Below are 20,787 nucleotides of genomic sequence, written 5' to 3'. Positions count from 1 at the left end.
ATATTCCATGAACCGCCGTATACCGAACGGTACGTACGGTGGTGTGAGAGGTCGGGGGCTCGCCGCCCCCTCCTACTCGATTCTCTTAAAAGTATTTAATCCGAATGGAATATCGTCATGTAAGGGAGCGGCATAGCATATTCTAGAGTATTCACTAAAGCTTGAACTTCTTACTGACATCATGGGATGGAGGAATCTTAGCGATGGAGATGTTGCTCAATAAATTATATGAGCAGAATGAGCTAACCCAAGAAGAAATAGTCTATTTCCTCCACAATCTGACTCCCGAATTCAGGAAGCGGTTATTTCGTTTGGCGGATGTTACGCGCAAGAAATACTATAGTGATAGCGTTTACTTTCGCGGTTTGATTGAGTTCTCAAACTTTTGCAAACAGGATTGCCTGTATTGCGGTCTGCGTAGATCCAACTCTAATGTGGAGCGGTACCGATTAACAGAAGAAGAGATACTGGACTGTGCGGAAGAAGGATATCAGCTAGGTTATCGTTCATTCGTGCTGCAGAGTGGAGAAGATTTTCACTTTACGGAAGAACGGATGCGCCACATTGTCATGAGTATGAAGGTCCGATTCCCAGATGCGGCCATTACCTTGTCCATCGGAGAACGGAGCGAAGCCTTTTATCGTGCGTTATATGATGCAGGAGCAGACCGCTACTTACTGCGGCATGAGACAGCCTCACGTTCGCTTTATGAAACATTGCATCCCGGCATGTCTTTTGATAACCGCGTGAACTGCCTGCGAACCCTTAAAGAGATTGGGTATCAGGTCGGTGCGGGATTCATGGTTGGACTGCCTGGTCAGACCTATGAGCATCTTGCAGAGGATCTGATATTTCTGAAAGAGCTGCACCCGGAAATGATCGGCATTGGACCCTTCATCCCCCATAGCGCAACACCTCTTAAAGATTGTAGCGGTGGAACCGTAGCGGACACGCTTATCATGGTTGCTATGGCCAGATTGCTCGTTCCGGATGCATTAATGCCAGCCACCACGGCTATGGGTACTTTAGATCCGGTCGGGAGGGAGAAGGCGCTTTCGGCAGGAGCCAATGTAGTCATGCCTATTTTGTCCCCGCTTACGGTTAGGCGGAAGTATGCCCTGTACGAGAACAAGATTTGTATGGGTGACGAGTCTGCACATTGCAGGAGCTGCATAGAAATGAGAATTCTTAGTTCAGGTTATAGGGTCGAGCTCAGCCGTGGGGATCACTGCAGCTTTGATGGTAAAAGAGAGACCGACCACTAAAAAACACCGGGCTACAGAAAATATACCATTTAATTTATTTATTCAATCATCTAAGTGAATGTTTTCACGTATGATAGCTTGAAACCATCTAAGGAGGAAACCAGATGTCTACTTTACCGAAAAAAAATGCACTTGGCTTCTACGAAATCCGCCTTGAATCCATCGGCGGGCTGGGTGCTAATCTGGCGGGTAAAATGCTTGCCGAGACAGGTGCCATCGAGCTTGGCTTCAATGCTGCGAACTTCTCGTCTTATGGTTCCGAGAAAAAGGGAACACCTGTCAAAGCTTTTGTGCGATTCTGCGATCCAGAGGTTGATATCAGGGATCACAGTCCAATCGAAGAACCGCATTTGATTGCTGTTTTTCATGAAGCCTTATATAAGACAGTTAACGTCGCCAGCGGAATGCAGCCGGATGGTGTTGTCCTGGTGAATACAACCCGCGACTTCGATGAAGTACGGGAAGACCTTAAGCTGGAGTTCGGGACGATTGCACTGGTAGATGCCATGGGAATTGCCGTTGAAGAGAAGACCAAGGTCAACACCTCCATGCTTGGCGCGATGTTCCGCATTTGTGACTTCCTGGATCCGGAAGCGATGCGTACCGTAATCCGCAGAACCTTTGAGAAGAAGTATCCGCATCTGGTTGAACCGAATATCCGTACTTTTGACCGCGGTTATAACGAAGTGAAATTTAAAACCTACGATGTGCCGGAAGGTACCGTAGCAAAGCCTTTTCAGCGGGCTCATTCACTTCTTGGATATCAAACACAACTGCCTGGCGGTGTAATCACGGCTCAAGCTAACAGTATTCTGAAGAATCTCAGCGGTTCCCGTGCAGGACTCATTCCGGAATTCAATACCGAGAAATGTATCAACTGTGCGGCGTGCGACAATGTATGTCCTGATTATTGCTTCGTCTGGGAATCGGCTGAAGATAAGCGCGGCCGGATGCAGCAGTTCTTGCGCGGTATCGATTATCAGTATTGTAAAGGCTGCCTGAAATGCATCGACGTCTGCCCGACAGATGCCTTAACCACCCGCCGGGAAGAAGTTGGATATGCCGAACAGAATAGAGTTGCTCAAGTGTTCAAGTAAATCGAGGGGGAGGATTTAACCAATGTCAGTTCGAGAAGATCAATTAAAAGAAGCAGTACCCGCGGAGCAAGTCACTCACTTCGAATCCGGCAATGAAATGGCGGCAACAGCAGCCGCACAGATTAACTATCACATCATGGGGTATTTTCCAATCACACCTTCGACGGAAGTCGCTCAATATCTAGATCAAATGAAAGCGCGCGGTCAGCATGATATTCAACTGATTGCGGCGGACGGTGAGCACGGTTCTGCGGGGATCTGTTACGGCGCAGCTATGGCGGGTGCACGGGTAGTTAACGCTACCAGTTCACAAGGATTCCTGTATATGCTGGAGCAGCTGCCGACCCAATCCGGAACACGATTCCCGATGGTTCTTAACCTCGTAACCCGCGCAGTCAGCGGACCGCTAGATATTCGCGGTGATCACTCCGACCTCTATTACGGGCTAAATACTGGCTGGGTAATCTTGACTGCGCACACACCTCAAGCGGTATATGACATGAACATTATGGCACTGAAGATCGCTGAACATTCGGAGGTTCGTCTACCTGTAATCGTCGCCTATGACGGCTTCTTCACTTCCCACCAAAAACGCAAAGTGCAATATTTCAAGAACGATGAAGTGGTCCGCAATTTTGTAGGCCCGAATCCAAACCATGACTATCCGAATGTATCCGATCCTTCCCGCCCGGTTACAATCGGTGCGCATATGGGCGGCGACGATCTGCTGAATAACCACTACCAGCTGTCAGAAGCCTTGCACAAAGCGGGCGATGTGTATGAAGAAGTAGCCAAAGAATATGCACTTTTGTCAGGACGGGAATACAAGGTTCTTGATCAATATCGTATGGAAGATGCAGAAGTAGCTGTATTCCTTCTGAATTCGGCAGGTGAATCCGCGAAGGATACCGTGGATGCGCTCCGTGCCAAAGGGATCAAGGCGGGATTGATTCGTCCAAACATCATTCGCCCGTTCCCGACGGAACATCTCCGCAAAGCGCTTAAGAATGTCAAAGCACTGCTGGTAGGCGAGCGTGCAGATTCCTATGGCGCTGAGGGCGGCAATCTGACCCATGAGATTCGTTCTGCGCTCCAAGTAGACCCAGAGAACAAGACCATTATCCTCTCTCGTATCTTCGGGCTGGGCGGTAAAGACTTCTATGCGAACGATGCCGAAGCTTTCTTCCAATTAGCCATTGATGCGGCTGAAAAGGGTTATGCAGAGAAACCTTTTGACTACTACGGGTACTATCCTGGCGAAGAGAAGGATGCTCTTACACCTGTGATCGAACCGCTTCATGGTAATGCTTTCAAATCAGGTCTGATCCAAGTGACCCAGAATGAAGATACCGGCTTGCTGAAAGTGAAGCTTCCGCCTCTTCGGCAATTGACGGTGAAGCCGCATCGCTTGGCTCCTGGTCATGGTGCTTGCCCAGGCTGCGGCGCTCTCTCTGCACTGGAGCTGTTCTTCAAGGGAATTGAAGGCGATATGGTGGTCCTGTTCCAAACCGGCTGTGCGTACGTAGTAACCGCGAGCTATCCGTACTCATCCCATAAACAAACTTTTGTACACAACCTGTTCCAGAACGGTGCAGCTACTTTAGCCGGAATGGTGGATGCCTTCTATGAACTGAAACGGCGTGGCGAAGTTCAGGTATCCGATGATGTAACCTTCGTGATGGTATCCGGTGACGGCGGGATGGACATCGGCATGGGGGCAACTGTAGGAGCAGCACTCCGCAATCATAAAATGATTATTCTTGAATACGACAATGAGGGATACATGAATACTGGTTCGCAATTGTCTTATTCCACACCTATGGGTCACATGACCAGCACCTCCGGTGTCGGCAAAGCCCAAAAAGGCAAAAAGGGTCACCACAAAGATACGGCGCAGATTCTTGCTGCTTGTAATATTCCTTATGTATTCACAGGAGCTGAAAGCAATCCGCAGGACCTGCTGCAAAAAGCGGCCAAAGCACAGTGGTATGCGAACAACGTCGGTACAGCCTACGGTAAAATTCTCTGCGCATGTCCGCTGAACTGGAAGACCCCTGATGACAAAGGCAATGACCTTGTGAAAGCAGCGGTGGATTCCTGTTTCTTCCCGTTGTATGAAATCGAACAAGGTATCACCAATATTACTTACAATCCGGAGGAGAAAGGGAAGCGCATCGCTGTCATTGAGTGGCTGAAGGGAATGGGCAAAACCAAACATCTTCTGAAGGATGAAGAGCTTCTGCATAACTTCGAAGCCGAAATCGAGCGCCGCTGGAGCCGGCTGAAGCTCAGACATGAGAACTCACTGCTCTAACTCTCTACCCCTTTCTGATAGGAGATCAGCAACGGAGAGAAAGTTGGAACCGTAGGAGCGTAAGGGTCCGCCCGAAAGCTTTCCTTAGGAAAGCTCGCATCGGAAGCACAATCAAAGAAATCCAAAAAGAACAGCGGCCGAAGGTCCAACATTTTTCGAAGTTACGGTTTCCGACTACCTGCTTCAATTGAAAATCATTCTCAATACAGTATATCCGGATTTCTCCAAAAGATGTTGGATTTATCGCCAGTTAGCAACGTTTTTCTCACTTTACGTGAAGGGAGCATTTTAAATGGAACAGCAACTAACCGGCAGCTGCGGAAACGTAGCGGAAGCCGATGAGAAATTGGAAAAGGTAAAGTCCGCGATCCAGCAGTTCAAGATGATCAAAGGCGCACTCATCCCTGTTCTTCATGAAGTACAGGATATATACGGCTTTCTGCCAGAGGAAGTGCTGAAGATTGTATCCGCTGAGCTTAACCTGCCTATGAGTGAAATCTATGGCGTAGCGTCCTTTTATCATTTCTTCTCGCTCACGCCCAAAGGCGAGAATGTCATTCATGTCTGTATGGGAACGGCTTGTTACATCAAAGGGGCACAAGCGGTGCTTGACCGGCTGAGTACGGAACTGAAAGTCCCTGTTCAAGGAACAACAGAAGATAACAAGTTTACCCTTGAAGCCACCCGGTGTCTGGGAGCATGCGGCCTTGCACCTGTCCTTACGATAGGCGAGAAAGTTCATGGACGCCTGGTTCCCAACAATGTGCCGAAAATACTCAACGAATACAAATGATTATTCTGCGCTGGATGCGCATTTGATACGGGAGGTCTTAGCATGAAGCTTTTAACGGATCTTGATGCAATCAAAACGTTAACAAAGGGTCGCCTGGACAACCGGCAAATTACCGGAGAATCTGCTGACTCCATTCAGTTCAGATCTGTAATGGTGTGCGGCGGTACAGGATGTACTTCTTCGGATTCCAATAAGATCATCGCCGCTTTGAATGATGAAATTGCCAATCATGGTATTCAGGATCAGGTGGAAGTCGTTCGCACAGGCTGCTTCGGGCTCTGCGAGCTCGGTCCGGTCGTTATCGTCTACCCCGAGGGTATCTTTTACAGCCGTGTGGAGGTCAAGGATATTCCCGATCTGGTTGAACAGCATCTGCTGAACGGGAAACCATATGAGAAGAAAATCTACGAAAAAACCAAGCAGGACGGGGCAATTCTGAACTTTGAGGAAACGGATTTTTATAAAAAACAAGTCCGTATTGCTCTGCGCAACTGCGGAACTATCGATCCGGAAAATATCGATGAATATATCGCAAGTGACGGCTACAAAGCGCTTGGTAAAGTGCTCATGACCATGAGCCGTCAGGAAGTTGTCGAGACGGTGAAGCAATCCGGCCTAAGGGGCCGTGGTGGCGGCGGATTTAATACGGGTCTGAAATGGGAATTTGCCGCGAAGCAGGACAAGGAACAGAAAATTGTCATTTGTAATGCAGATGAAGGGGATCCGGGAGCATTTATGGACCGCTCAATCCTGGAAGGCAATCCTCACTCCGTTATCGAAGCGATGGCCATTGCCGGCTACGCAATCGGTTCTAACCAGGGCTTCATCTATGTGCGGGCGGAATATCCCATTGCCGTTCAGCGTTTTGTGAAAGCGCTTGACCAAGCCCGGACGTATGGACTGCTTGGTGACAATATTCTTGGTACCGGCTTTAAATTTAACATTGATGTCCGTCTCGGAGCTGGAGCTTTTGTCTGCGGGGAAGAAACCGCATTAATGCACTCCATTGAAGGCCACAGAGGGATGCCAACTCCTAAACCGCCGTTCCCTGCTGTCGAAGGACTATGGAATCACCCGACAATCATCAACAACGTAGAGACACTCGCCAACATTGCCCAGATTATACTAAACGGCTCGCAGTGGTATGCCAGTATCGGCACCGAGAAATCCAAAGGAACGAAAGTTTTCGCATTGGGCGGCAAGGTTGTGAATACCGGTCTAGTCGAGGTTCCTATGGGCATCACTCTACGGGAAGTCATTTTTGAAATTGGCGGCGGGATTCCGGGCGGTAAAAAATTCAAAGCTGTACAAACCGGCGGACCTTCCGGCGGCTGCCTGACGGAAGAGCATCTGGACTGCACGATCGATTTTGATACACTGACCAGTCTTGGTTCGATGATGGGCTCCGGCGGGATGATCATTATGGATGAAGATACCTGTATGGTGGACGTTGCCCGGTTCTATCTGGATTTCACACGCGATGAGTCCTGCGGAAAATGTACACCTTGCCGGATTGGCACCAAACGTCTGCTTGAATTACTGGATAAGATTACGGAGGGGAAAGGGACTCTTGAAGATATTCACAAGCTTGAAGACCTCTCTGTTCAGATCAAGAATGCATCGCTGTGTGCGTTAGGTCAAACGGCTCCAAACCCGGTATTGTCGACCATTAAATATTTCCGGGAAGAATATATGGCCCATATTGTCGACAAGAAATGCCCGGCGGGGGTCTGCAAGTCGCTGATTTCTTATGAGATCGATGCGGAGTTATGCCGTGGCTGCAGTCTTTGTGCAAGGAAATGCCCAAGCAATGCAATAGCCGGCAAGGTCAAGGAACCCTATATCATCGATAAGGCCGCTTGTATCAAGTGCGGCGTCTGCTTCGATGTATGTAAGTTCAAAGCCGTAGCGATAGTCTGACGATAGGAGTGATGAAGTTGGATACGATTAAACTTACGATCGATGGGATCGAAACCGAAGTCGCCAAAGGTACAACGGTACTTGAAGCGGCCCGTGATCTTAATATTCATATACCTTCCTTGTGTTATTTGAAAGGGATCAACCACTCTTCCAGCTGCCGGGTATGTGTGGTTGAGGTTGGCCCGAGACTGATTGCTTCCTGTACCCTGAAAGCGGAAGAAGGCATGAAGATTCAGACAAATACCAAAAAAGTCCGTGATGCCCGCAGAACGTCCGTCGAGCTTCTACTCTCCGATCACGACCGGGAATGTCTAAGCTGTTTGCGGAGCGGCGGCTGTGAGCTGCAGACCGTATCAAGTGACCTCAATATCCGAAAAGTGAGTTATGTTGGAGAAAAATCCAGCCAAGAAAAAGACTATACTTCGCCATCCATCTACCGGGATGCATCCAAATGTATCCTCTGCGGACGCTGTGTCGGAGCTTGTGGAACACTGCAGACCGTTAACGCGATCAGCTTCGCTAAACGTGGTTTTGATACGGTGATCTCAACTGCCTTCGGCCGTCCGCTTTCGGAATCTACATGCGTCAATTGCGGCCAGTGTATTATGGCTTGTCCTGTAGGTGCACTTACAGAGCATGAGAACATCAATGATGTATGGAGCGATCTGGCGAATCCGAGCAAATATGTAGTGGTCCAGACAGCACCTGCTGTACGGGTAGCGCTTGGTGAGGAATTCGGTATGCCCGTTGGAACCCGTGTTACCGGGAAAATGGTCACTGCCCTACGGAAACTTGGCTTCGATAAAGTGTTTGATACCAACTTTGGTGCGGACCTGACGATTATGGAAGAAGGAACTGAGCTCCTCTCCCGCGTCACAAGTGGACAGAATCTTCCGCTGATGACCTCTTGCTGCCCAGGTTGGGTGAAATTTATGGAACATAACTTCCCGGATCGGCTGGGTAACTTGTCCACTTGTAAATCACCACATGAGATGGAAGGCGCAATGATTAAATCCTTTTTTGCCAAAAAGACAGGAATCGATCCAAAGAATATTGTGGTGGTCTCGATCATGCCATGTACCGCGAAGAAGTTTGAAGGAGCGCGTGACGAGCTATCGAATGAAGGAATGCAGGATGTTGATTGGGTACTAACGACTCGTGAGCTCGCAGCGATGATCAAAGAAGCGGGTATCGATTTTGTAAACCTGAAGGGTGAAGCATTCGATAATCCGTTCGGTGAAGGATCAGGTGCAGCCGTTATTTTCGGGGCTACGGGTGGCGTTGCTGAAGCGGCACTTCGCACAGTCTTCGAAATCGTCTCAGGCAAAGAGCTTGATACCATCGAATACACCGCAGTCCGGGGAATGGAAGGGATTAAGGAAAATCTTATCGAGCTACCGAATGGCCAGAAGATCCGCACGGCTGTTGTTCATGGTCTTGGAAATGCCCGCAAGCTGATGGACGCGATGGAACGCGGTGAGAAGAGTTATGAATTCATTGAAGTTATGGCTTGCGCAGGCGGTTGTATAACAGGCGGAGGACAGCCGATTGTGGATGCGAGAACCTCCGAGCGGATTAATATTAAAGCCGAACGTGCGAAGGCTATCTACACCGAAGATGAGGCACAGACCATTCGCAAGTCGCATCACAATCCATACATCAAAGCGCTTTATGAAGAATACTTGGGAGCGCCGAACAGTCATCTTGCTCACGAACTGCTGCATACTCATTATGCGAAGCGTTCCCGGTTCTAAGCTTAAGCTTCCGAAGTAGTTTAGTCCGAAGCAGTTCAGTGATGCGAAAGCTCACAAAAGTTGTAGGAGGTTGAGGAAATTGCGCAAGGATTGGGAAGCGGCAGATTTTATTGATGATGAGGAAATCTTATTAAGTCTGGAAGAAGCTAAAGTGAAGGCTTCCGACTATGGATATGTCTTATCTATCTTAGAGAAGGCAAGAGAGTGCAAGGGTCTTACCCACCGGGAGGCAGCGGTTCTTCTCGAGGTTACGGATTCCGATGTGCTTGATGATATTTATAAGTCAGCCAAGGTGATTAAAGAGAAAATCTATGGCAATCGCATTGTATTATTCGCTCCCCTATACATCAGTAATCATTGTGTTAATAATTGTGAATACTGTGGCTATAAACATACCAATACCGACTTTCTCCGGCGGAAGCTCAGCATGGAAGAGCTTGCGGATGAGGTTCGGGTGCTTCAGGAATTAGGCCATAAACGGTTAGTCGTAGAAGCAGGAGAAGATCCGGTGAACTGTGACATTGACTATGTGGTCGATTGTATCCGGACGATCTACTCCGTTAAAGTGGACAATGGCAGTATCCGCCGAGTAAATATCAACATTGCAGCTACTACCATTGATGACTACAAGAAACTTAGGGATGCAGAGATAGGAACCTATATTTTGTTCCAGGAAACCTATCACAGACCCACGTATTCGGCCATGCATATTCAAGGGCCCAAACGTGATTACGATTGGCATACCACTGCTATGGACCGAGCACAAATGGGCGGGATCGATGATGTGGGGGTAGGTGTACTCTACGGTTTATATGACCACAAGTACGATACCATTGCGATGTTAATGCACGCAGAACACTTGGAAGTGAGATTCGGGGTGGGACCTCATACCGTTTCTGTTCCAAGGTTGCGTGAAGCAGTTGGTGTGAATTTGGAGACATATCCGCATCTGGTGAAAGATGAAGACTTCAAGAAGCTTGTTGCCGTACTGCGCTTGGCTGTGCCTTATGCCGGAATGATCCTGTCCACCCGAGAAGAACCGTCATTTCGGGACGAGGTGATCAAGCTTGGTATTTCGCAAGTAAGCGCAGGATCAAGTACCGGTGTCGGCGGATATATGGAAGCCAAGCAGGGGACTGCAAGCCAGTCGAAAGAGAAACCTCAATTCGAAGTAAGCGATCATCGCTCTCCGCAGGAGATTATCCGTGGGCTCTGCCAGGATGGATATGTTCCCAGCTATTGTACGGCCTGTTACCGGGAAGGGCGAACGGGTGATCGATTTATGAGGCTCGCCAAATCTGGGCAGATTCATAATGTGTGTCAGCCGAACTCACTACTAACGTTTAAAGAATATTTACTTGATTATGCAGACGAAGAAACCCGGGTGCTGGGGGAAGAAATCATTCGTAAAGGTCTTGAGGATATTCCGAAGGAAGCTGCTCGCAAAGCAACGATTAACCGGTTGCAGCGCATTGAGAATGGTGAACGGGACTTGCGTTTCTAAGATTCTAAGGAGGGAATTGTGATGCAGACTACACCCCAATCGAACAAGATGCACATTGCTGTTTTTGGCAAAAGAAATTCCGGTAAATCCAGTCTGATCAACGCACTTACCGGACAGGCAACATTAGTAGTCAGCGATCAGCCAGGGACAACAACTGAGCCCATCTTTCAATCTTTTGAAATGGATAGGGTAGGTCCCGTTATTATTGTGGACACAGCGGGAATTGACGATGATACCGAGTCAGGGATCTTCCGGGCTCCAAAGACCAGAGAGGTTATGGATCTTACCGATCTGGGGATTCTGATCTTCTCGGATGAGTCCACAAACTATCAAATGGAAAAAGAATGGTTCCTCGAGCTTGCCAAACGGAATATTCCCGTCATTGGAGTCATCTCCAAAACTGACGATCACTATGTCGATATCGATTCATTAAAAACAGAACTGAATATCCCCATCGTCAAAGTCAGCTCGAAGAAAAATGTCAACTTTGGCGGGTTGCGTCATGCCATTCGTGTCTTCGCTCCGGCGGAATTTGAACGCAGCAGCATCGTAGGCGATCTGGTCCATCCTGGAGATCTAGTCGTAATGGTTATGCCTGAACGAATACCCGCTCCGAAATACCGTCTGGTTGCCTCACAGCAGCAAATATTACGTGATCTGCTTGATCATCATGTTATGGCGTTGTCTGTTACGGAAGCTGAGCTGCCATCCCTGCTTATGCATTTAAAAAGCGCACCGGATCTTGTGATCACCGATTCGCAGGTGTTTGACAGTGTGAATGAGATCATTCCGGCGGATGTGAAGCTGACCACTTTTGCTATCCTGATGGCTCGGTTCAAAGGAGATTTGGATACATTTGTGGCAGGTGCAAGCGTCATTCCGAATCTGAAGCCGGGAGACAAAGTGCTTTTATCTGAAGCTTGCATTCATCATCCGCATAACGGAGAGATCGATCGTGTGCTGGTCAATGCCAAACTTCAGGAAATCGCTGGCGGAGGTCTGAAGATCACAACGAGTGTAGGGCCGGACTTCCCTGATAATATCTCTGAATATAAATTAATTGTGCATTGTGGAGGCTGTATCTTTAACCGCAAGCAGCTGATGATGCGACTGATGAGATCGGGCGAACAAGGTGTGCCGATTACGAATTACGGTATCGCATTTGCCTATTTCCAAGGGATTCTTCCGCGTGTGCTCGAAGCTCTGCAAGTAGAGGTGTGAGACTGTTCATATGTTGGAGGAGACTAAGAAATCGACCCGCAGAGAACAGGATTCGCTAGGCATACTCGATATACCGGCAGATGCTTATTATGGGATCCATACCGCGCGTGCTATGGCGAATTTCCCTGTAAGCGGCAGGGCAGCGAATCCTCATTTGATCCGAAGCATGATTACGGTGAAGAAGGCAGCAGCACTAGCTCATCTGAAACTGAGAACCTACCCGGTTGAAGTTGCGCAATCTATCGTGCAAGCGTGTGATGAACTTCTGGTAGGGGATCATATGGAGCAGTTTCCTGTAGATGCGATGCAGGGAGGTGCCGGCACTTCGACTCATATGAATGTGAATGAAGTTATCGCCAATCATGCGATTGAACGTCTGGGTGGAAAGCGGGGAGATTATTCACTCGTTCATCCTCTGGATCATGTGAACTGCTGCCAGTCAACTAACGATGTCTATCCAACTGCACTCCGGATTGCTGCCATCGGACTCGTTCGGTCACTCAGTCAAGCTTTTGCCTCCCTGCAAGAAGCTCTTCAAGAGAAAGAACATGAATTCGCGGATGTGCTTAAGCTCGGCCGCACGGAGCTCATGGATGCTCTGCCGATGACGGCAGGGCAGGGCTTCGGGGCTTATGCCAAAGCTGTAGCTAGAGACCGCTGGCGGCTGTATAAAGTAGAGGAACGGCTGCGGGAGATTAATATTGGCGGAACAGCCATTGGAACAGGAATGAATGCACCGGTAAAATATACATTTTACATCACGGATCTATTACAGGAGTTAACTGGCTATGGACTGGCACGGAGCGAGTACCCCATGGACCTGACGCAGAATATGGATGTATTCGTTGAAGTATCGGGACTGCTGAAGGCCGCCTCTGTAACGCTTATGAAAATTTCAAACGACCTGAGGCTTCTGGCGAGTGGGCCGGCTGGAGGCTTCGGGGAGCTTGAACTTCCTGGAGTTCAGGCGGGCTCTTCCATTATGCCGGGGAAAGTGAATCCGGTGATCGCTGAGATGGCAGGACTTGTCGCGATGCGCGTTATTGCCAATGATTCAGCGGTCACGATGGCAGCCGCAGGCGGACAACTGGAGCTAAATGCTTTTATGCCGCTCATTGCTGATGCCCTACTCGAATCCTTGGAGATATTAACGAACGCTACCCGTTTGTTCGAAGAACGGTGTGTGCGCGGTATTCGTATGAATAAGGAACGTTGTCTCGAAGGGGTAGAGAACTCTACCGTTCTGGCAACCGCATTAGTCAGCCATATCGGTTACGAGCAGAGCGCAGAGGTTGCTAAGCTGGCAAGAAAAGAAAACAAAACCGTCCGCCAGGTGTTGCTGGAACATCAGACTCTCCCGGAAGCTCAGATCGATACCATTCTGAGTCTTCAACAAGTGACCAAACCGGGCGTACCCGGGGGGTAAGAACAGACAGAAGTATATCAGCCTTTTTGAAGGAGAGAGCCGCATGAGTGTGAATGATACTCCCCGCTCAAGTCGCTTGCATATCGCCATATTCGGCAGAATCAATGCCGGTAAATCAAGCCTGATCAATGCGATCACCAAACAGGATATCGCTGTTGTGTCACCAGTTAAAGGGACTACGACAGATCCCGTCTATAAATCCATGGAACTGCTCCCGCTTGGACCTGTTGTGTTAATCGATACGGCAGGACTGGATGATGAAGGAGAACTTGGAGAGCTGCGGAAAAAGAAAACACTGGATGTGCTTAATAAGACCGATGTGGCCTTGATTGTCATAGATGCTGCTAGCGGTGTTACGTCGTATGACCGTGAAATTGCTGAGGCCATTCGGGCTAAGGCAATCCCAACCCTTGCAATATTAAATAAAATAGATTTGGTCACGGACACGAATCTTGGAATCGCTGTAGCGTATGCAGATCTTGTTCAAAAGACAGCGGATGAGCTAGGTTTTCAGGTGATTCCTGTATCTGCAGTGAAGCAGCAGGGGATCACTGAACTTAAGAAGGCGTTAATCGCTGCCGTACCGGACGAGGATGATAAATTCCGCATTGTCGGTGATCTGATTGCCCCGGGTGACTTGGTCGTACTGGTGGTGCCGATAGATAAAGCAGCGCCAAAGGGCAGACTGATTCTACCGCAGCAGCAGGTGATTCGCGACATTCTGGAGAGTGATGCGATTGCGGTAGTTACGAAGGAGCATGAGCTGAAAGAGACACTAGAGAGCCTCGGGAAGAAGCCGCGGTTGGTGATTACCGATTCCCAGGTATTCCTGAAAGTAGCAGCAGATACACCAAAGGATATTCCGCTTACGTCCTTCTCCATCCTGTTCGCCCGAAGCAAAGGTGATCTTGAGGAGATGGTGCGTGGCACCCGAGCGATTGATCGTCTACTGGACGGAGATAAAGTGTTAATCGCGGAGTCTTGTACACATCACCAGCAGCCCGATGACATCGGCAAAGTGAAGATCCCCCGCTGGATCCGCCAAGCCACTGGCAAACAGATCCAGTTCGATTTTGCCAATGGCATGAAATTTCCGGAGAATGTGAAGGACTATTCGCTGATCGTCCATTGCGGTGGCTGTATGATGAACCGCAGACAGATGCTTTGGCGAGTAGAGCAAGCGGTGGTGAATGAAGTTCCCATCGTCAATTATGGTGTAGTCATAGCCTATGTCCAAGGTATCCTGGAGAGAGCAATTACCCCTTTCCCGCTAGCCCGGCTTGCCTGGGAGGAGACTTGAAACAGTAAATCCGAGACCGCGAACAAGAAGGTTATATTCTTGGGCGGTCTTCTTTGTATTAATGCAGTAACTCTTCATTTTGGTAACCTAAACGGCCCTTTCCCGTATTATTATATCTATAAGTCAGAACGAACTTGTTGCGGGAAGAATTCATTATAGAAGAAGAGGTAACCCACCTAATGAAACATGAATATACAGATCAGGCTGAACTATGGTATCAACTAGCTGAGCAGAAGGCGGCCCGGTATTTTACATCATTATATGAGCATGTGACGGAGAAGTCTTATGTGCCAGTCCTGACAGAGGATTTTCAAGTGTGGAGAAAGAATCATGTGAAGGGCCATTCATGGCTGTCTTATTTCTCGAGGAAAAGAAAACCTGATTCTCAGAATGACCAGAGATATATAAAATGGCTGAATTACACTGGCAAACTGGATGATTACTTGGATCGGAGCATCAGCTACATTTACTTGAGAGATCTGGGCAAGCTTCTGGATTCTCCAGGTACTCAAACCCGGATTCATCATGTGGTGGCTGATATTAAAGATCATCTGATTCGTTCCACCAACGGGAACGGGGCAGCGTTCGACGAAGACATGAGTTTGGCCAGAGTCTACCGCTGGGCTCAGAAGGAAAGCATTGAATCCGCTGTTATCTGGTTAATAGAGAAGCTTAAGGCGGTCTCCACCAATATACCGCAGGGAATGAATGCAGAGCATGCCCAGCGTAAACTGATTAAGATTATTATCGGAGTTGTCTTTCATGTCATGGAAGAGATGGATGAAGATATATCCCCTGCTGAACGTGCGGTAAGACTGGATGTAGCCATCCGGCTTGGTTATTCCTATGGACTGACGTATCCTTTCATTGATGATCTTCTAGATTCGGGAATTTTAACCCCTGCCGAGAAAGCACAATATACCGACCTGATTCGTACCGCGCTGCTTACCGGGATCGTACCGGAACTTAAAGACTGGACAGGAACAACCTTGGATATGATCAAGTATGTTCATTCTGAGCTCCGGGATGCCTTTGAGTATATTCGAAATCATCAGCGGCCGGATACGTTGAGCTTATTTTACGAGCAATCCTATGTATTTTTCCAGTCCCAAGAGTTGGACCGTGTGAAGGATCTGACTAAAGCCGATTATACCAATGAGGAACTATATATCCCCGTCATTATTAAATCATCATCTTCCCGGTTAATCATTCGTTCCATCATCAGTGCTCCAAAGGACGAAGGATTCGATGATCGGGCGTTCTACTTTGGCATATACAATCAGCTGGCAGATGATTTCGCGGATATGTTTGACGATATGAAGGAAGGCGCAGTTACACCCTATACCTATTATTTGAAATATCATAAGGTCCGCAAGGATTTAATCAACCCGTTCGAACTCTATTGGGCCGTAATTTCCCATCTTATTCACAACGTGTATCAATCGGATGCCAAGTCGCGCGAGGTTATTCTGGATCGGGTTATTAACGGTCTGAAACGATGCAAAGTGCGTGTTGGTCTTGATAAATATAACGAAATTATGAATTTATTCGCTTACGGTAACCCTGAATTTAACCACCTTGTCCAGCAGATGGTTCAAAAAGCGGATGATGTAGATTTCTTCGACAAGCTGCTTCGGGACCGGATGGTAATTACACTTAGAAACCATGAGAAGGATAAGGATGATTTTCTCGAAACCGTTAAAAATATCCGCAATCAGATCAATAGCCAACTGTTGATTCACCAACCTGAGGGTATTCCACCTCTCCAAGAAACACTTATGGAAGCGGCCAATTATAGTCTGGAGGGCGACGGGAAACGTCTGCGTCCTATACTTGCTTGGGTGATGGGAGTGAACGAATTTGGTCTAAAGCCATCGGAAGTCATGCCGCTGCTTAAAGCGCTGGAATACCTGCATACCGCATCTCTGATCTTTGATGATCTCCCGTCTCAGGATAATGCCGCTACCCGTAGAGGACGCGCAACTTTGCACCAAGTGTACGATAGCGCCACAGCAGAATTGACTGGTCTGTATTTGATTCAGAAAGCGATAGGAGAGCAGGCGTCACTCCACACCTTTGAGGCCAAAATCGTACTTGTCTTAATACAATATTCCGCCCAGAAGGCAGAAGAGGCGTGCATGGGCCAGGCGATGGATTTACATTCGAGAGGTCAAACACTGACCCTAGAGCAATTGAATAAGATCTGCTTTTACAAAACCGGAACAGCTTTCGAGGCCTCACTGGTGATGCCCGCCATCCTTGCCGGAGTGAAGACACCGGAGATCGAAGCATTGAAGAAATATGCGTATCATGCGGGGATCGCTTTTCAGATTAAGGATGATTTGCTTGATGCGGAAGGCGATCAGCAAGTACTTGGCAAGCCTGTCCGTCAGGATGCTGAAAATAATAATTCAACCTTTGTGTCTACCCTCGGTCTGGAAGGGGCCAGACAAGAGATGTGGGAACACTACTGTCTGGCTACAGATGCACTGATGCCGATGTCTTGTAATACTACTTTTCTGAAGTACTTGTTAAATGTTATGGTTAATCGTGATCGTTAAGAAGTGTGATGCTTACCTATAAAAAAACTGCGGCCAATCCCCATATCAAGGAGATCAGCCGCTTGTTGTTTTTAAAAAAGCTCCGCTGCAACGTAATCTGATTCTTCGATTAAATCATGCTCCATTAAGGCAATATTATTCTTCAGTTCCTTCATACAGGTTCTTGAAATCCTACCGTTCTCATAGAACATCTGAACATAATCCCGCTCAAGCTGCACCCCGATTTTCCCCAGTTTTTGCATCTCCAAATCCAACTCCTGTCGGGTGGATAAATCGGCTGCATTCTTATTTAACCGCATTAACCTTCTCTCATAATGCAAGATAAACGTGCTGACAATATCAATGTCTGTTTCACCTTTTGCTAAAATTTCGTTTAGTTTTTGCGAGACATATGAAGTATTCTGAATGATCAATGAATTGAACAGGTTACGCCGTTCACGGCTGCTTAATCGGACCTGTTGAAGCATTCCTGTTACCTCTGGCAGCTGCCGAATGGGTAGCAATTCTCTCTTAAACCGGTCATGGTGTGTGTAAATGTACAGAATTCTATTCAGTTTTCTTAGATGCCTGTGTGCCACGTAAGGATTCACAGCTTTTTGGTTCATCAGTTGCAGCGTATTTTCTCTTTCCCATTCCAGCGTAGATATCCGTAACGACTTCTCGATCTGATCTCGATTTTCACTCCGGTTCAGCTTCCGGATTCGGGTAGTATACGCATTAATGATCTCTCCCAAAGCCAACCCGTTGGAATCCGTTGCTTGCTCATTTAATCCCATGACGACGTTCCGCAGGATATCCATTTGAGCCTCTGTTTCAGCCTCACGCTTGCCCGCCTCAATATCTTCCCCTACAACAACCGGCAAAAGAAAATTGGCAGCAAGCAGCGTCCACACAATGACTCCCGCAGCCAAAAAGATAATCAGATCCCGGCCCGGAAATGGGCTTCCATCATTCAGAACAAAGGGCAAAGACATGGTACTGGCAAGTGTTATTGTTCCACGCACACCTGAAAGACTAAGGATAAGCGCTTCCTTAAATTTATCCCTTAGAGAAATCCCTAGAGCATAGTTCCGGGGAATCTGCATCACGTATGCCCAAATCAAGCGCAGTCCCAGGAGCGCCGCAGTCAGTGCCAAGGAATAGAAGATTACCTGGGAATGTCCCGGTTCTGAAGCGGTCCAGATCGTCCGGATAATGTCGGGAAGCTGTGTCCCGAGAAGGAGAAATACCAGACCGTTCAAGACGAAGATAAGAACGGACCACGTGCTTTTGGAGACAATATTCAGTTTGGCAACCTCCGGATTCAGCCTTTGACGATTGAAGGAATGGGCGATTCCGGCACTTACCACGGTAAGAATCCCATTGACCCCCAGCTCTTCGGCTGCCAGAAAGAAGATGAATGGAGTTAAAATTTCAATCAGCATATGGAGTGTTACGTTCTCCATCCCCAGCTTTCGAAGCCATTTTACGAATAAATACTTACTAGCCGTCAAGATGAGGCCAAGTATGATACCCCCGATTGAAAGCCCAACAAAGGTAAGGCCTGCAGATTTAAGTGAAAAAGCACCGGTTACCATAGCGGCTACAGCGAACTGGAAGGAGACCAGGCCAGAAGAGTCATTGATAAGGGACTCGCCTTCCAGCATTCGCATCGTTTGATGAGGAATCTTCACTTTATCCTCCAGTGCTCCGACAGCTACCGCATCGGTGGGAGCAAGCGCAGCGGCTAATGCGAAGGATGCTGCCAGCGGGATCATCGGAATCAGCCAGTTCACCAGATAACCCATCGCTGCCACGGTCATAAATACCAGTCCAAGCGCGAGTAGAAGAATGGGTTTCTTCAGCTTCCATAGAGATTCCTTGTCGGAATACTTACCGTCGCTGAATAGAAGTGGAGCGATAAACAACAGGAAGAATAATTCAGGATTCAACCTGAGTTCATACTCCAGAGGCAGCAGGGTCATCAAGACACCAAGGGCAATTTGAATAATAGGGACCGAGATAGAAGGGATAAAACGATTGATGAGATTGGAAGCTGACACTGCAACCAACATCAGTAGAATGTATTCGAACAATTCCATGGAAACACGACCTCGTTTATGTTCAGATTTGAGAAAATCCCCAATGATATAGGCATATACTTTCAACAGTGTAATTCAGATGCAGTGATTCATCAAGCTGCTTGAATAACGGGGTCTTTGTGCATATTTTTTCAATGGCTCATAAATGGTAAATTATAAAAGACTGTTATGGCAGCCATAACCAGCCTCCAAGCACATGGTCCGATGATTCTTCTCTTACGTTATGCCTGCTTGAAAGTCTGGTTGATTGCAAAAAAGTGGACATGTACGATATCGCCGATAAATGTATTGACTGGGTAAGAAGATAAGTTCAGCAATGGTAATGGTTCCTTAATGCGAATATTACCACTCGCATATTACTTGAATGTAAACGAGCAGGAGGATCTCATTTCTGTTGTTACTAAGGTGTCCTCCATCACACATAAACATCAGGTTTCGGTCATCGCATGTATTATCTATGTGAAATACGCAATGCTTTTGATTGCTGGAAAAGGGCTTCAAGAGAGCTACACAGCGACTATCGAATTTATGAACAAAAACTTTTCATCTAATCCCTATATGGAACGATTTCAGCGAATCATGTCTGGAACGATCGGACAGCTTGAGGAATCAAGTATTCAATCGTCCGGTTATGTTATTCAAACCCTGGAAGCAAGTCTATGGAGCTTGTTGACTAGCAGTTCATATGAAGAAGCCGTGTTAAAAGCCATTAATCTAGGGGATGACATAGATACAACAGGAGCGGTGACGGGAGGATTAGCCGGCATCTATTACGGGCTACACCAAATCCCTCGAAGTTGGATGGCGATGCTGGTAAAAGTGGATGAGATTAATTGGTTGTGTGATAGATTTGAAAGTGTCTTTAGATGATTGTTCAACTTTTCACATAGTATGAAGTCGGATATAATAACTACTAGAGTGGCAGAACTCCAGATAAACCTTATAATCACAGAGACAAAGGGGACATATAGAAATGAGAAGAAAGATTGTTGTGGTTACCGGATTGGTCGCATTTGCTTTAGGTGCTTATTTCATTGTGGGGAACAGCGATTCTAACAACCCTGCAGCAAATCCAGACCCAAACATTGATATTAAACAACTAGTGCATGATTACAGTTCGGGGAACTTAAAAGCTGAGAGTGCTTCGATCACATCAAAGGTGCTCACCGTAACTGGCGAAGATAATCAATCGGTAACATACAACTTACCCGGGGATGAATTCTTCCTCTCCATTGCTCCGTATATCAAGACTACCCACCCTTGTGCAACTCACAACCTTACAGGCTGCAAGGGAGAATTAGCAAGCAAAGAGTTTAGCGTATATATTGAGGACCTGGATGGCAAAGTGATCATGGACACGACATTGAAGTCTGAGCCAAACGGATTTATCGATTTATGGCTGCCGCGTGACCAAAAGTACCGCGTTAAAATCGGTTACGATGGTAAGACAGCGAATTCTGAAGTTTCCACGTTCGAGAGCAACGATACTTGCAACACAACCATGCAGTTAATGTAGAGCAAAAAGCGCCTTAGGGCGCTTTTTGTTCTTGT

General features: G+C 47.5%; 14 protein-coding genes and 1 pseudogene. 14 read left to right on the top strand and 1 reads right to left on the bottom strand.

Annotated elements, in window-relative coordinates; translation table 11 throughout:
- Nucleotides 1-203: 203 nt before the first annotated feature.
- From hydE to ACAN55_RS02345, 11 genes are all read left to right on the top strand, one after another.
- On the top strand, nucleotides 204-1,265 hold the full coding sequence (gene hydE, locus ACAN55_RS02395) for a [FeFe] hydrogenase H-cluster radical SAM maturase HydE (RefSeq protein WP_379127513.1): 1,062 nt from the start codon (nucleotides 204-206) through the stop codon (nucleotides 1,263-1,265).
- A 104-nt stretch (nucleotides 1,266-1,369) separates the two neighbouring features.
- Nucleotides 1,370-2,362: a 2-oxoacid:acceptor oxidoreductase family protein gene (locus ACAN55_RS02390; RefSeq protein WP_379127510.1), complete on the top strand. Its 993-nt coding sequence runs from the start codon at nucleotides 1,370-1,372 to the stop codon at nucleotides 2,360-2,362.
- Nucleotides 2,363-2,384: 22 nt separating this feature from the next.
- Entirely contained in the window at nucleotides 2,385-4,676 is a 2,292-nt protein-coding gene (locus ACAN55_RS02385) for a thiamine pyrophosphate-dependent enzyme (protein ID WP_379127507.1), read from the top strand.
- A gap of 292 nt (nucleotides 4,677-4,968) precedes the next feature.
- The gene (gene nuoE, locus ACAN55_RS02380; protein WP_379127505.1) at nucleotides 4,969-5,469 is read left to right on the top strand and encodes an NADH-quinone oxidoreductase subunit NuoE; all 501 of its coding nucleotides are present in this window, start codon (nucleotides 4,969-4,971) and stop codon (nucleotides 5,467-5,469) included.
- Between the two features lie 42 nt (nucleotides 5,470-5,511).
- Entirely contained in the window at nucleotides 5,512-7,389 is a 1,878-nt protein-coding gene (nuoF, locus tag ACAN55_RS02375) for an NADH-quinone oxidoreductase subunit NuoF (protein ID WP_489685757.1), read from the top strand.
- A gap of 17 nt (nucleotides 7,390-7,406) precedes the next feature.
- On the top strand, nucleotides 7,407-9,143 hold the full coding sequence (locus ACAN55_RS02370) for an NADH-dependent [FeFe] hydrogenase, group A6 (protein ID WP_379127503.1): 1,737 nt from the start codon (nucleotides 7,407-7,409) through the stop codon (nucleotides 9,141-9,143).
- A gap of 79 nt (nucleotides 9,144-9,222) precedes the next feature.
- Nucleotides 9,223-10,647 (top strand): [FeFe] hydrogenase H-cluster radical SAM maturase HydG, encoded by a 1,425-nt coding sequence (gene hydG / locus ACAN55_RS02365; RefSeq protein WP_379127501.1) that lies wholly within the window; start codon nucleotides 9,223-9,225, stop codon nucleotides 10,645-10,647.
- Between the two features lie 21 nt (nucleotides 10,648-10,668).
- Complete coding sequence (gene hydF / locus ACAN55_RS02360) at nucleotides 10,669-11,868, top strand: [FeFe] hydrogenase H-cluster maturation GTPase HydF (protein ID WP_379127498.1); 1,200 nt, start codon at nucleotides 10,669-10,671, stop codon at nucleotides 11,866-11,868.
- Between the two features lie 10 nt (nucleotides 11,869-11,878).
- Nucleotides 11,879-13,294: an aspartate ammonia-lyase gene (locus ACAN55_RS02355; RefSeq protein ID WP_379127495.1), complete on the top strand. Its 1,416-nt coding sequence runs from the start codon at nucleotides 11,879-11,881 to the stop codon at nucleotides 13,292-13,294.
- Nucleotides 13,295-13,337: 43 nt separating this feature from the next.
- On the top strand, nucleotides 13,338-14,594 hold the full coding sequence (hydF, locus tag ACAN55_RS02350; protein ID WP_379127492.1) for a [FeFe] hydrogenase H-cluster maturation GTPase HydF: 1,257 nt from the start codon (nucleotides 13,338-13,340) through the stop codon (nucleotides 14,592-14,594).
- A 179-nt stretch (nucleotides 14,595-14,773) separates the two neighbouring features.
- Nucleotides 14,774-17,155, top strand: a complete 2,382-nt coding sequence (locus ACAN55_RS02345; RefSeq protein ID WP_379127490.1) for a polyprenyl synthetase family protein — start codon at nucleotides 14,774-14,776, stop codon at nucleotides 17,153-17,155.
- 71 nt (nucleotides 17,156-17,226) lie between these two features.
- Here ACAN55_RS02345 and ACAN55_RS02340 read toward each other — a convergent pair whose 3' ends face one another.
- Complete coding sequence (locus tag ACAN55_RS02340) at nucleotides 17,227-19,236, bottom strand: Na+/H+ antiporter (protein ID WP_379127488.1); 2,010 nt, start codon at nucleotides 19,234-19,236, stop codon at nucleotides 17,227-17,229.
- 152 nt (nucleotides 19,237-19,388) lie between these two features.
- On the opposite strand from ACAN55_RS02340, the gene ACAN55_RS02335 reads away from it, so the two are divergent.
- The 3 genes and pseudogenes from ACAN55_RS02335 (at nucleotide 19,389) to ACAN55_RS02325 (ending at nucleotide 20,752) form a co-directional block, all read left to right on the top strand.
- Nucleotides 19,389-19,544, top strand: a complete 156-nt coding sequence (locus tag ACAN55_RS02335) for an ADP-ribosylglycohydrolase family protein (protein WP_379127577.1) — start codon at nucleotides 19,389-19,391, stop codon at nucleotides 19,542-19,544.
- 16 nt (nucleotides 19,545-19,560) lie between these two features.
- A pseudogene (locus ACAN55_RS02330) lies at nucleotides 19,561-20,106 on the top strand (ADP-ribosylglycohydrolase family protein); the annotation flags it as partial.
- A gap of 103 nt (nucleotides 20,107-20,209) precedes the next feature.
- Nucleotides 20,210-20,752 (top strand): CueP family metal-binding protein, encoded by a 543-nt coding sequence (locus ACAN55_RS02325; RefSeq protein WP_379127485.1) that lies wholly within the window; start codon nucleotides 20,210-20,212, stop codon nucleotides 20,750-20,752.
- Nucleotides 20,753-20,787: the final 35 nt, after the last annotated feature.

The organism is Paenibacillus oryziterrae (assembly GCF_042610485.1).
In the GTDB taxonomy this organism is placed as follows: domain Bacteria; phylum Bacillota; class Bacilli; order Paenibacillales; family Paenibacillaceae; genus Paenibacillus_AQ.
Note: the sequence above shows the minus strand (reverse complement) of the source record. Positions and strands in the feature narration are given on the sequence as shown.